At 64.3% G+C, this 12,999-nt stretch carries 12 protein-coding genes and 1 riboswitch; of the genes, 8 read left to right on the top strand and 4 right to left on the bottom strand.

Going from position 1 to position 12,999, the window contains the following annotated elements:
• Positions 1–1,409, top strand: a 1,409-nt coding sequence (locus NK214_RS25105) for a calcium-binding protein (RefSeq protein WP_305883554.1), incomplete at its 5' end; no start/stop codon positions are given.
• Positions 1,410–1,459: 50 nt separating this feature from the next.
• Here NK214_RS25105 and NK214_RS10890 read toward each other — a convergent pair.
• Positions 1,460–2,638 carry a DUF1501 domain-containing protein gene (locus NK214_RS10890; protein ID WP_253314457.1) on the bottom strand — a complete coding sequence of 393 codons (1,179 nt, stop codon included), beginning with the start codon at positions 2,636–2,638 and terminating at the stop codon, positions 1,460–1,462.
• Positions 2,639–2,651: 13 nt separating this feature from the next.
• Positions 2,652–4,151: a DUF1800 family protein gene (locus NK214_RS10885; protein WP_253314458.1), complete on the bottom strand. Its 1,500-nt coding sequence runs from the start codon at positions 4,149–4,151 to the stop codon at positions 2,652–2,654.
• Positions 4,152–4,300: 149 nt separating this feature from the next.
• A riboswitch (TPP riboswitch) is annotated at positions 4,301–4,395 on the top strand.
• A 45-nt stretch (positions 4,396–4,440) separates the two neighbouring features.
• Between NK214_RS10885 and NK214_RS10880 the strand changes: the two genes are divergently transcribed.
• From NK214_RS10880 to NK214_RS10865, 4 genes are read left to right on the top strand one after another with little or no spacing between them, the layout of a single operon-like run.
• Positions 4,441–5,457 carry a thiamine ABC transporter substrate binding subunit gene (locus NK214_RS10880; protein WP_253314456.1) on the top strand — a complete coding sequence of 339 codons (1,017 nt, stop codon included), beginning with the start codon at positions 4,441–4,443 and terminating at the stop codon, positions 5,455–5,457.
• Entirely contained in the window at positions 5,454–6,002 is a 549-nt protein-coding gene (locus NK214_RS10875; RefSeq protein ID WP_253314455.1) for a GNAT family N-acetyltransferase, read from the top strand. The genes NK214_RS10880 and NK214_RS10875 overlap by 4 nt, the downstream gene beginning before the upstream one ends.
• Positions 6,002–7,555 (top strand): iron ABC transporter permease, encoded by a 1,554-nt coding sequence (locus tag NK214_RS10870; RefSeq protein ID WP_253314454.1) that lies wholly within the window; start codon positions 6,002–6,004, stop codon positions 7,553–7,555. The genes NK214_RS10875 and NK214_RS10870 overlap by 1 nt, the downstream gene beginning before the upstream one ends.
• Complete coding sequence (locus NK214_RS10865; RefSeq protein ID WP_253314453.1) at positions 7,548–8,504, top strand: ATP-binding cassette domain-containing protein; 957 nt, start codon at positions 7,548–7,550, stop codon at positions 8,502–8,504. The genes NK214_RS10870 and NK214_RS10865 overlap by 8 nt, the downstream gene beginning before the upstream one ends.
• On the opposite strand, the gene motA is transcribed toward NK214_RS10865, so the two are convergent.
• Both motA and NK214_RS10855 read right to left on the bottom strand, forming a co-directional pair.
• Positions 8,488–9,348, bottom strand: coding sequence for a flagellar motor stator protein MotA (gene motA / locus NK214_RS10860; RefSeq protein ID WP_107799681.1), 861 nt, complete (start codon positions 9,346–9,348; stop codon positions 8,488–8,490). The genes NK214_RS10865 and motA overlap by 17 nt on opposite strands.
• Positions 9,349–9,564: 216 nt before the next feature.
• Positions 9,565–9,906, bottom strand: coding sequence for a hypothetical protein (locus NK214_RS10855; protein ID WP_107799680.1), 342 nt, complete (start codon positions 9,904–9,906; stop codon positions 9,565–9,567).
• 245 nt (positions 9,907–10,151) lie between these two features.
• Between NK214_RS10855 and NK214_RS10850 the strand changes: the two genes are divergently transcribed.
• The 3 genes from NK214_RS10850 to NK214_RS10840 all read left to right on the top strand — a co-directional run bounded on the left by NK214_RS10850 (position 10,152) and on the right by NK214_RS10840 (position 12,856).
• On the top strand, positions 10,152–11,102 hold the full coding sequence (locus NK214_RS10850) for an N-acetylmuramoyl-L-alanine amidase (RefSeq protein ID WP_253314452.1): 951 nt from the start codon (positions 10,152–10,154) through the stop codon (positions 11,100–11,102).
• Between the two features lie 519 nt (positions 11,103–11,621).
• Positions 11,622–11,972 carry a hypothetical protein gene (locus NK214_RS10845; protein WP_146176655.1) on the top strand — a complete coding sequence of 117 codons (351 nt, stop codon included), beginning with the start codon at positions 11,622–11,624 and terminating at the stop codon, positions 11,970–11,972.
• Between the two features lie 356 nt (positions 11,973–12,328).
• Positions 12,329–12,856 (top strand): fimbrial protein, encoded by a 528-nt coding sequence (locus NK214_RS10840; protein ID WP_107799677.1) that lies wholly within the window; start codon positions 12,329–12,331, stop codon positions 12,854–12,856.
• Positions 12,857–12,999 lie beyond the last annotated feature (143 nt).

Raw genomic sequence — 12,999 nt, 5'->3', positions numbered from 1 at the left:
AACTGCGCTTTGGAGCGGACATCAAGGAAAGCGATATCCAGGTGCTGCGCAGCGGCAACGACATGGTGTTCCGCCACATCAACGGCCAGGACAGCGTGACGGTGAAGGATTGGTTTGGCGATCGTTTGAACTGGATCGAGCTGATCACCTTTGCCAGCGGCGTGAAATGGACCGCGTTCGATCTGATGAAGCAAGGTGTGCCGCTGATTGGCACCGAGCTGGGCGACACGCTGCGCGGCGGCAATGTCGATGACTGGATGCTGGGCAACGGCGGCAACGATTCGCTGTACGGCGGCAACGGCAACGACCTGCTGGAAGGCGGGGCGGGCGATGACGGCCTGTTCGGCGAAGAAGGCAACGACACGCTGCGCGGCGGCGTCGGCAAGGACCTGCTCAATGGCGGTAACGGTGCTGACCTGCTGGAAGGCGGCGACGGCGACGACACGCTGATCGGCGGCGAAGGCGGCAGCTGGCGTGAAGAAGCGGACACCTTGCGAGGTGGCGCCGGCAATGACCAGTTGAGCACAGGGTGGTATGGCTGGAACGGCACCTTTGAGGGCGGTACCGGTAATGACACCATGACGGGCGGCTTTGCTCGCGACGTGTATCTGTTCAATCTGGGCGATGGCCAGGATCTGATCATTGATCGGGCGCGGGAAGTGTCGGATGTGGACACGTTCCGCGATGAACTGCGCTTTGGAGCGGACATCAAGGAAAGCGATATCCAGGTGCTGCGCAGCGGCAACGACATGGTGTTCCGCCACGTCAACGGCCAGGACAGCGTGACGGTGAAGGATTGGTTTGCCGATCGTTTGAACTGGATCGAACAGATCACCTTTGTTTCCGGCACGAAGTGGACCGCCGATCAGTTGATGAAGCAGGGCGTGCCCTTGTTGGGCACCGAGCTGGGCGATACCCTGCGCGGCGGCGCGCTTGACGATTGGCTGGTTGGCAACGGCGGCCATGACGCCTTGTACGGCGGCGAGGGCAACGATCTGTTGGTCGGCGGCCGCGGCAACGACGTGCTTGAGGGCGGTAACGGCAACGACACCTATCAGTTCGAGCGCGGCGATGGCCAGGACGGCATCACCGACACCGGCGGCCAGGATGTGTTGAAGTTCGGCCAAGGCGTCAATGCCGACCAGTTGTGGTTCAAGCGTCAGGGCGCCAGCCTGGAGGTCAGCGTGATCGGCACTGAGGACAAGGTGTCGATTAACAACTGGTTCGGCAATGCCGCGAACCAGATCGAGACCCTCCAGTCCGGCGACGGTAAGGCCCTGGCGGCCAGTCAGGTGCAGGCGCTGGTCAATGCGATGGCGGCCTTCAATCCGCCGGCCGCTGGCCAGGTCAACCTGCCGGACAACTACCAGGCGGCTTTGCAGCCGGTGTTGGCGTCCAGCTGGAAGTAAATCGCTGAGTGGCTCTCTGTAGACGGCCGGCCCCTAGGGGCCGGCTTTTTTCATACCTTCAGAATGGGCAGGGGGGCGAAGCGGCCGCCCAGCACATTGTGGGCGTCCTTGCCCCACCAGCTCTGGATGGCGGTGGCGTAGATCTGGCGGAAGTCGATGGCGCAAGGCAGGTTGCCGTCGTCGACGCCGGCCAATTGCGGGCTTTGCCCATACAGGCCGCCGCGCACGCGCCCGCCGGCGGCGAAATGGACGTTGGCGGTGCCGTGGTCGGTGCCGCGGTTGCCGTTTTCGCGCGGGCGGCGGCCGAATTCGGCGTAGCTGAGCACCAGGGTGTCGTCCCAGCGTCCCTGCTGTTGCAATTGCGTGCGCAATAGCGCGATGCCGTCGGCCAGCTCTCCCAGCAGCCGCGCCTGGGTGGGCGGCTGGTTGCCGTGGGTGTCGAAGCCGGTGAGCGTGATGCGGGCCACGGCGATGGATACGCCGCGGGACAGGGTGTCGGTCAGGGTCGCGACGGCCTGGGCGAAGGCTCCGGCCGGCCGGGGCGCGGCCATCGGCGAATCCGCCGCGGCCACGGGTTTGGCGGCTTGGCTCAGTTCGGCGGCGGCCTGGCGGATGTCGCCCTCCACCTTGAGAATGTGGCCCAGCGCGCCGCTGCCGGCATGGCCTTGGTCCGCGGCTAGTTTGGCCTGGCGCGCGAAGTCTTGCGGATTGCTCAGCACCACCGCGCGGGCGCCGCCGTCCAGCGGGCCCAGCGCCTGGCTGGACAACACCACGCCGTCGGCGGCGAATCCGCGCGGCGTAGGCTGCTCGCGGAACAATCGGGTCAACCAGCCCTCGCTCAGGTATTGCTGGCTATTGGATGCGGTTTCCCAAATCTCGATGGAACGGAAGTGGGACAGATTGGGATCGGGATAACCCACCCCTTGCAAGACCGCCAGCTCCTGCTGCTGCCATAGCGGGAGCAGGCCGGTCATGGCCGGATGCAGGCCCAGGCGTTCGTCCAGCGGCAGCACTTGGTCTCGGGGAATCGCGATGCCGGGGCGCAGCCGGTAATAGTCGGCGCTGGCGTAGGGCACCACGGTGTTGAGGCCGTCGTTGCCGCCCTTGAGTTCGATCAGCACCAACAGGCGTTGATAGCCGGCCGGCGCCAGCGCCCAGCTCAGATTGGGCAGCACGGACACCATCAGGCCGCCGGCCATGGCTTTGAGAAATTGTCGTCGCTGGAACATGGCTGGGTTTCCGTCAGTGAACTTGATAAACCGGGTCCAGCAGCAGCGGGGCGATGGCTTGCGCGCCGCTGCCGGATTCGGGCAGGGGATTGGCCGGCGGCAAGGCCAGCAAGAGCTTGGCGGCGTCCTGAGCGCTGCGGATTTGGTAGATGGCGCTCCATTCATCCGGCTGCAGCCTGATCGAACGCAGGCCGGCGGCCGCCAGCCGGTTGATGCGCGCCTCGCGTCCCTTCATTTCGTCCATGCCGCCGTCCGGCAGCGCAAAGGCGTTGCGCGCGGGCGCGGCGTCGCGGGCGATGCGGTCCAGGAACTGTTTGCGGCTGAGCAAGGTGGCGCTGTTGATCCAGGCCTCGCCGCCCGGCCAGCCTTTGACGTTGGGCGGCGCGAACACGTCCTGGCCCAACTGACGGTTGAGCCCGGCCAGCGCGCGCCAGTCCGGCGGGTTCAGGTCGAAGGTGACCAGGGTGCCTATGGTCAGCTCCAGCGGCGATTTCACCAACTGGCCCTGGCTGCTCCAGAACTGCGGGCTTAACAGCAGCGCGCGCAGCAAGGGCTTGATTTCGTAGCGGCTGTTGCGGAAGCCGGCGGCCAGCCGCTTGACGGCGGCCGGATCCGGCTTGGGCGAGACGAAGGCCTTCCACAGCTTGGCGGCGATGAACTCGGCGGTGGCCGGCTGTTGCAGCAGCAGGTCCAAGACATCGTCGCCGTTGAAGTCGCCCCGCTGGCCGAAGACGAGCTTGTCGCCGTCGTCGTGCAAGCGCGGACGGTTGACGAAGCGCTCGTCGCGATCCAGCCCCCAGCCGGTGAAGGCACGCGCGGCTTCACGGATATCCTGTTCGCTGTAATGGCCTTCGCCCAGGGTGAACAGCTCCATCACCTCGCGCGCGAAGTTCTCGTTCGGCTGGCCCTTGCGGTTATTGGCGGTGTCCAGATAGCGCATCATCGCCGGATCGCGGGCGACGGCGTGCAGCATGGCGCCGAAGTTGCCCAGCGCGTACTGGCGCAGCAAGACGTTTTGCCGATACATCAGTTGGGGCGAGCGCACCTTGTCCAGCGCGGAGACGAAGTGGTTGTGCCAGAACAGGGTCATTTTTTCGCTGAGCGGCGACGAGGTGTAGCGCATCTCGTTCAGCCACCAGCCGCGCAATTCCACCGCGTGCTCGGCGCGCAGCTTTTGCAGCGCCTTTTTCGCCTCTTCGTCTAAATTGGGCTGCCCCGGCCGCTCGAAGGCTTCGTCGACCCAGGACGGCGGCGGCGTGGCGGCGTTGGCCTGGCTATTGGCCAGCAGCCGATCCACCGCGGCTTCGCGGCTCAGCGGCGCGTACACGGCGATTTGCGCCGGGTTGGCGCCGAAGCCGGTGCGGGACAGCAAATGGCGCGCGCCGGCGACGCCGATGCCGGCCTGGGCCAGCGCGGGCAGGCTGAGCGCGGCCAGCAGGAGCACCAGCGCGGTTTTTGCGGTGAAGCGGATGGCCTCGGCCGTTCTAGTCGGCGGCCGGCCAAGGGTGGGCATGGGGTTCAAGCATGGTCTCCAAACGCGCCCGGAGCGGGCGCAAGCATGCATTCAGCTTAGAAGGCGCTTGTCATCGGCGTGTTAAGGCGCGGGCCCACTCTGTTAAGGATTGTTGGCTGCCAGCCGGCGGCCGCTGCGGTATACTGGCGCGCTGTCACCAGGGGTGCCCGCGGCGCGGGCTGAGAAAATACCCTGCAACCTGATCTGGGTCATGCCAGCGGAGGGAGCGTGATGCGCGGGCCAGGGCCCGCATTCCGCTTGCTCCGGACTATCGTGTACGGAGATATCCATGAAGCGCTTTTCCTCTTTGATAGCCGTTGCGCTGGCGGCGTCCAGCCTGGCCGCGTCGGCGGCCGAGCTGCGCGTGCTGTCGCACAGTTCTTTCACCGTGTCCAAGCCCTTGCTGGCCGAGTTCGAAAAGCAGAACGGCGCCAAGGTCTCCATCATCAAGGCCGGGGATGCCGGCGAGATGCTGAACAAGCTGATTCTGACCAAGGCCAATCCCATCGCCGACGTGGTGTTCGGCATCGACAACAGCCTGATCGGCAAGGCGCAGCAGGCCGGCGTGCTGGCTCCGGTGCCGGCGGCGCTGGCCCAGGGCGGCAAGGCCGCCTTGCCCGGCGCGGTGAGCATAGACTACGGCTACGTCACCCTCAATTACGACAAGGCCTGGTTCGCCCAGCGCCAGCTGGCGCTGCCCAAGACGCTGGAGGATTTGAGCAAGCCGGCCTACAAGAACCTGCTGGTGGTGCAAAATCCGGCCACGTCCAGCCCGGGCCTGGCTTTCATGTTGTCCACCATCGCCGCCATGGGCGAGGATAAGGCCTTCGCCTTCTGGGGCCGTTTGCGCGACAACGGGCTGAAGGTCAGCAAGGGTTGGAGCGAATCCTACTACACCGATTTCTCCAAGAACGGCGGCAGCCGCCCGCTGGTGGTCAGCTACGCGACCAGTCCGGCCGCCGAGGTGTTCTACAGCAAACAGAAACTGAACGACGCGCCCACCGGCAATCTGCCCTTGAAAGGCGGCGTGTTCCGCCAGGTGGAGGGCGCGGCCCTGGTCAAGGGCGGCAAGGAGGCGGCGCTGGGCGAGAAATTCATCGCCTTCCTGCGCTCCGAAGCGGTGCAGAAGGACGTGACCACCACCATGTGGATGTATCCGGTGATGGACAAGGTGAGTTTGGACCCGGTCTATCGTTTCGCGGAGCAGCCGGCCGCGCACGACACCCCGGACAGCAAGGCGATCGCCGAGCGCTCCCGCCAATGGGTGGCGCGCTGGACCCGAGTGGTGTTGAAGGGCGGTCAATGATCCCGGACATCGAAACGCCGCGGCTGTTGCTGCGCCATCTGGACCCGCAGACGCTGTGGCTGTGCCTGGCCGGTCAGCCGGAAACGGCGGCCGAGCTGCTGGGCGCGCCGCTGGCGGCGGAATGGTTGGACGAGCAGGACTTGATGAGCATGCGGCTGGACGACATCGAGCGCCAGCCCGACTACGCGCCCTGGTCGGTGCGCGCCTTGCTGCGCCGCGACGATCTGACGATGGTCGGCCACGTCAACTTCCACTCCTTGCCCGGCCATCCTTATCTGGGCGACTACGGCGACGTGGAATTGGGTTACACGATTTACCCGGCTTATCGCCGCCAGGGCTATGCCCGAGAAGCGGTGCTGGCGATGGGGGCCTGGGCGGCCCTGGCCGGCGCGCCGCGGCTGGTGCTGTCCATCGCGCCGGACAATCTGCCTTCGCAATGTTTGGCCGCGGATCTGGGCTTCGTCAAGGCGGGGCAAAGCGAGGATGAAGACGGGGTGGAGGATGTGTTGACCGCCCGCTGGCCGTTGAAGGGAACGCCGTTTTGATGTTGAGCCGTCGGAGCCGCCTGTTGCTGGCGGCGCCTCCCTTGCTGTTTTTGCTGGCGATGTCTATTTCGCCGTTGGCGCGGCTGTTGAAGGAGGGCGGCGAGCCGCTGTCCTTCGGTTTGCTGAGCGATTCCTATCTGCGCTGGCGCATGATGTGGTCGCTGCTGCAGGGTGCGGCGACCTGCGCGCTGGCCTTGCTGCTCGGCGTGCCGGCGGCGTGGGCGCTGGCTCGCTTCCGCTTCGCCGGGCGCGGCCTGGCGCTGCGTCTGCTGATGCTGCCCTTCGTGATGCCCACCCTGGTCGCCGGCGTCGGGGTGTTGGCGCTGTTCGGCCCTCAGGGTTTGAGCGGGCTGAACTTGCAGGATTCGCCCTGGCTGCTGCTGTACGGCAATCTGTTCTTCAATCTGCCGCTGGTGATCCGCGCGGCCGCCGATGGCTTCGCCCAGGTGCCGGCCAGCCGGCTGGCCGCGGCCCGCAGCCTGGGCGCCGGGCGCTGGCGCGCGTTCTGGCGCGTGGAATGGCCGGCGGCGCTGCCCTGGCTGTTGCCCAATCTATGCCTGGTTTTCCTCTACTGTTTCTCCGGCTTCGGCCTGGCGCTGTTGCTGGGCGGCCAGCGTTACGCCACGGTGGAAGTCGAGATTTACACGCTGGTGGCGTATGAGCTGAATCTGGCCGACGCCGGCGCGCTGGCCTTGCTGAGCCTGCTGGTGGCCGGCGGCGTTGCCGCGGTCTACGCCTGGCTGGAGGCGCGTTTGGGCGTGCCGGCGCGCTGCGAGCCGCTGCTCCCCGCGCCCGCGCGGACCTGGACGGACCGCGCCTGGCTGACGGCGGCCCTCGCCATCCTGTTGATCTTCGCCGGCTTGCCCTTGCTGGCGGTGCTGTGGAAAGCGCTGTCCGCGCTCGACGGCCTGGCCGGACTGTGGGACGAGGAATTGCGGCTGGCCTTGTTCAACTCGGCGCGTTTCACCTTGCTGACCGTATTGCTGTCCGGCTTGCTGGGCCTGTGCCACGCGCTGGCCGCCGGGCGCTGGCTGTGGTTGCGGGCCCTGGCCTTTCTGCCTTTCGTGGTGTCGCCGGTCTGCGTGGCGTTTGGCCTGCTGCTGCTCTATCCGAGCTGGAGCGCGGATTTGGCCATGCTGTTGGCGGCCTACGTCTTGCTGGCCTATCCCTTCGTCGCCAAAGCCGCCGGCGCGGCGCTGGACGGCATGCCGGAACATCTGGCGCAGGCGGCGCGCTCCCTGGGGTCCTCGCCCTGGCGGCTGTTCCGACGGGTGATCTGGCCCTTGTTGCAGCCGGCGCTGCGGCGCGGGCTGGCCTTCGCCGCCGCCACCGCGGTGGGGGAGTTCGCGGTGACCTTATTCCTGTCACGGCCGGAGTGGTTGACCCTGACCACCTTGATTTATCAGAAGCTGGGCCGGCCGGGCCAGGCCAACGCGGATGCGGCGATGCTGTTGTCCGGCCTGCTGATGGTGTTGGCGACGCTGGCTTTCGCCGTGATTGAAAGCGGCGCGGCCAGACCGGGGGAACCGGGAAAAGGAGACGGACGTGCTTGAGCTCATAGGAATTGAAAAGCGCTTCGGCGCGCGGGTGGCGGCGGACGGCGTGTCGCTGGAGGTGGCCGCCGGGGAGACCCTGGCTCTGCTGGGACCGTCCGGCTGCGGCAAGAGCAGCTTGCTCAAAATCATCGCCGGCCTGCTGCCGCTGGACGGCGGCGCGGTTCGTTTCAACGGCGAGGACATCAGCCGGCTGCCGCCGGAGCGGCGCGGCTTCGCGCTGATGTTCCAGGATTTCGCCTTGTTTCCGCATCTGGACGTGCTTGGCAATGTGATGTTCGGTCTGATCGAACGGGGATCGTCCCGCGCCCAGGCCGCCGCCGCCGCGGCGGCGATGCTGGAGCGCTTGGGTCTGGGCGGTTATCAAGGGCGCAAGGTCTGGACCTTGTCCGGCGGCGAGCAACAGCGGGTGGCGCTGGCGCGCGCGATGGTGACCCGTCCGCGGCTCTTGCTGCTGGACGAGCCGTTCTCCAGCCTGGACGCGCATTTGCGCGGTCAGTTGCAAGGGGAGTTCGCGCAGTTGCTGGCGGAGTCCGGCATACCGGCCATTCTGGTCACGCACGACAGAGAGGAAGCGTTTGCGATGGCGAGCCGCGCCGCGGTGCTGCGCCAGGGGCGCATCGTGCAATGCGAGACGCCGCCGCAGCTGTTGGCCAGGCCGGCGAATGCGTGGCTGGCGCGCTTCATCGGCTATGAAAACGTGCTGGAGCACGCGGTGGTGCCGGGCCACGCGCTGCGGCTGGGGCCGCAGCACCCGCTGGCGCGCATCGAGTCGCTGACCTGGCTGGCGGACGGCGCCCGGGTGGAAGTGGCGGCGCAGGCGGGGCGGCTGAGCCTGAGCCTGTCCGCGCGGGAGGCGGCGAGCCTGGGCGCGGAACTGCGGCTTGGCGGCCGGTTTGGGCTGGGGGTGGACGCGTCCGCCCTGATTCCGTTCAGCGCAGGCTCTTGATGCGCTGTTCCATTTCCTCGAACTCCGGGCGTTCGCTGGAAAACAGCACCTTGCGGCCGAACTCGATGGCGCTGGGCGGCGGATAGCCCTGCATGCCGGCCAAGAGCACGGTCTTGATGCATTGCAATTCCTTGCTGTCCTCGTCCAGCTTCTGTTCCAGCAGCGCGCCCAGCGGCGACACCATGCCGTAGGACAGCAGGATGCCGAGGAAGGTGCCCACCAGCGCCGAGCCTATCATGCCGCCCAGCACCGCCGGCGGCGCGCCGACCGAGGCCATGGTGTTGACCACGCCCAGCACGGCGGCGACGATGCCGAAGGCCGGCAAGGCGTCGCCCAGGCGCTGGATGGCGGCGATAGGCGCCATGCCTTCCTGGTGGTGGGTTTCCAGTTCCACGTCCATCAGGCTCTCGATTTCGAAGGCGTTCAGATTGCCGCTGACCATGATGCGCAGATAGTCGCGGATGAAGTTAAGCGCATGGTGGTCTTGAGCGATGGCCGGATACTTGCTGAAGACCGGGCTTTGTCCGGGGGCGTCGACATCGGCTTCCAGCGCCATCAGCCCTTCCTTGCGCGCCTTGGCCTGCAGTTCGTACAACAGGCACAGCAAGTCCAGCGCGCGGGCCTTGTTGTGGCGCGAGCCCTTGAGCGCGGCGGGCAGCGCGCGCGCCACCGCTTTCAGATTCTTGGTCTGGTTGGCGACGATAAAGGCGCCCAGCGCGCCGCCCAGAATCGCCATCATCTCGGTGGGCATCGCGGAGAGAATGGCGCCGATGGCGCCGCCGTGGATCAGAAAGGCGCCGAAGATCATGCCGATCACGACGAGGTAGCCGATGATTACATTCATATGTGGTAGTCCCAAGCAAAGTCAGACCGATGCCGGCCTGGCGCGTCGCCGCGGCGAACGCGGCGGGTCTGCGAGATAAAGAAGGCGGAAGGCCTGGGGTCGGTTCAAAGTCCGGCCGGCGTGGCGATGGCTGAGCGCGCAAGCGGCGCATAAGCATTTCGACGCGGCGTCAGCCGTGCAAGGCGCCGCGGCGCGCGGCCGGCTTTGAACCGGCTCTCAGACGCGAGGCGGCCGACGCGGCGGATTGGGCGGCGGCGGCGAGGGAAGGGCGGCGATGAAGTCGGGCCAGCCAGGCCTCGCCGCATGCGTCGCCATGGCCGGGCTCATGCCGGGCAGGGTCTGGCATTCTCCGCATCCGCCCAACTCGGCGGCGCAGTGAGCGTGGCCGCCGCTGACCGCTTGCGCCGCGGCCGTGCCGTGGCCGAGGGCATAGGATGGACCGGCGCGGCCAAGGGCGCCGTCGGTGTGAACCGCGGCGTTGGCCAAGGGCAAGGCCTGCCAGAGCATGAACAGCAGCAGGGCCAGCCGGGTGATGGATTTGAATGCAGAAAGTCTCAATGCCCGTTTCCCATGAATCGCAGCGCAATCTAAATCAGGATCGGAGGGCTGGCAAGCCTAGATTCAGGCTTGAGCGGCAAGCGACGATATTTTCATGTTAATTAAATGGCATTTATCATGCCAATATCTTAATTGGAACTATTTATTAGTTTAAAAACTCTACCTTTGCTGCGTGCGCCGGGAAAAGGTCCGCGCGCATGCTTGACTCTAAGGTTGAATGGAAAATGATCAGTAGAAGACGAATTTTGGCTTGGAGCGGGGCCTTGCCCCTGCTGGCGCCGTTGGCGGCCAGCGCATTGAGTTCCGCTTGCGCCAGCGCGGCCGGGACGGCCAAAAGCTATCGGGTGGACGCCAGTCTGCAGTCCGAAAACCAGGATTCCAGAGTACGCAATCTGGTCTTCCATTACACTGCCGTGCCCAACGGCCTGGCGCTGGAAATGCTCACCCAGGGCCAGCACGGCGCCAGCGCGCACTACCTGGTGCCGGATGCCGCATTGCTGGGCATGTCCAACAAAGTGTACCAATTGGTGCCGGAGGAGCGCAGGGCCTGGCATGCCGGGCGCAGTTACTGGCAAGGGGACCGGCTGATCAACTCCAGCTCCATCGGCATCGAGATCGTGAACCTGGGCTATCCGTCTCCGGAAGAGGACGAACTGCCCTTGATGCGGCGGCAGTGGTTCGACTTCGATGAGGCGCAGGTCTCGGTGGTGGCGCAACTGGCGGCGGACATCATCGCGCGGCATCAGATTCCGCCGCACAAGGTGGTGGGGCATTCCGACGTGTCGCCGGGACGCAAGGTGGACCCGGGGCCGAAGTTCCCCTGGGAGCGCTTGTACCGCGACTACAATATCGGCGCCTGGCCGGAACGCGAGGCGGTCGAGTTCTACCTGCGCCGGGCGCCTTATCGCGGCGACGTGCGGGATCTGCAGAAACGCTTGCTGGATTACGGCTACGAGGCGCCGCAAACCGGCGTGCTGGACAAAGAGAGCCAGGACGTGGTGGCGGCCTTTCAGATGCATTTCCGGCCTGCGCGTTACGACGGCGCGCCGGATGCCGAGACTTCCGCGATCCTGGACGCCTTGCTGGAAAAATACTTCGACCGGCCGCGTCCGGGACGAACGCCGGGCTCGAAACCGGCCGCTGCGCCGAAGAAGGACAATGGAAAGGGCAGCGATACCTGGCCGCTGACGCCTTAGAACCTGTTCAATGCCTGCTGCGCTTCGTGAGGCGTGGCGCAGTGAGTACCGCTTCAGCCTGCTCATACGCCACGCCAACATTCCTCTTTCTCAGCCGTTTTCGTCTTGATCTCGCCCTTGTTCGCGGGGCATTGAACAGATGCTTATCAGGTTTCATCCTCGCCGGCGCTCAGGCCGGCGGAACCAAGGGACGGCTAGCCGTCCCTTTTTTGTCGCCGTCCGTCGGGCGGCCGGCCATGCCAGCCAAGGAGGGTGGGCGGCCGCACTTAGTTTGTGCCATAACGATAATCAGACAGCGTCATTTAGAGTTATTAAGCACTTTCTGCGTAAACAAGCATTTATTAGTAAGAAACACTTATTTCTAAAACAAAATAATTTGTAATAAAAACTATCAAATAGCCCTTTCAATTTAAATGCGACTTGTACTAGAATGCAATTGAACTGGTTGAGCTTATAAAAAAAGCCGAAACCTAAAAGTGATTGCTTACTAATTGCGGGATTTGGAAAGGAAGGTCGAAAATGAAACGTCTGCACGCACTTGGACTGGCAGCCCTGCTTTCCGCTCTTTCTACCGCAGCAATGGCCCAAGGCGGCCAAGTCCATTTCTACGGCGCCATCGTTGAAGGCGGCTGCAGCGCCCAAACTCACGAAGTGGCCAGCGCCGACGCGGCCCGCGCCAAGCCGGCTCTCGAACTCAATCAATGCGCCAGCCCGGCCAAGCTGACGCTGGATAGCGAAGCCGCCGCCCAGCAAGGCAAGATCGCCAGCCTGAACGTGCGCAAAGGCGAGAACCAGTTCAGCAGCCGCGATTTGCTGCGGAGCGCCACCGCCCGGGCCGGCGCGGTGAACCTGGTGGTCAATTACTTCTGATTGCAGTCCAAACCTGCTCAATAAATCAGCAAAAAACCCATTCAGCATTGACTGAGTGGGTTTTCTTTATTTGAAGTGTTGTTTTATTGCAAATATCGCTCAATCCTTAACAAACCCCTGAAATAAAACAAATATTCAAGATTGATTCATCAAATCGTTTAAAGTCGACGAGGCGTGTTTTTGCATAGATTTTAAAGAAAAAATTTAATATGAAACAAAAAAATCTACGCAATGGTTCCGCTTGATACTATGCGTCTGCGTTCCAGTACTGCAGGTCAGCACTGGCGGATGGTCCGCGACGCGGCATGCGAGGCTGCTGTGCGGTTTGAGAATGATTACCCTAGTCGGAGTCAAGAATGAAAAAATTTGTATTTGCTGGTTCCCTGATGGCTGTTGCCGCTTCCTCCATTTTCGCCGCCGCCGGCACCCTGGATGTTAAGGGCGAAATCGTTACCGCAGCTTGCGGCCTGGATTCCAAGAGCGTGAACCTGGAAGTGGGTCTGGGCAAAGTGCCGACCCATGTATTCAAGAAAGTGGGCGACCGTTCGGCTCCGACCCCGTTCCAAATGACCCTGACCGACTGCACCACCACCACTCTGAAGACCGTGGCTGTGATGTTCTCCGGCACCGCTGGCTCCAACAACGAACTGATGGCTCTGAAGAGCGGCGGCGCCAAAGGCGTGGGCGTTCGTCTGGTGAACACCAACAACGGCGACCAGATCAAGCTGAACCAGTACGGCACCGCCCTGAACCTGGTTGACGGCAACAACACCCTGAACTTCAGCGCTGCATACGAAGCCGACGGCGCCAAAGCCGGCGACGCCGTAACCGTGACCCCGGGTCAAGCGGATGCCTTCGCCGTATTCGATCTGCAGTACAAGTAATCCGCAGTTCGATTCAATAACGGAACCAAGCAAGGTTCCGGCTCCTGTTTCCTTGTGCCCTGAAGGTCTCATCGCTTAGGCGATGGTCTGGCCTGGTTTGTCCGCTGTCAGCAATGAGTAGTCTGCAAACCAGGGCATGAGGA

The sequence above is a fragment of the Chromobacterium sp. S0633 genome, from assembly GCF_024158805.1.
In the GTDB taxonomy this organism is placed as follows: domain Bacteria; phylum Pseudomonadota; class Gammaproteobacteria; order Burkholderiales; family Chromobacteriaceae; genus Chromobacterium.
This window is presented reverse-complemented; position numbering and strand designations above follow the sequence as displayed.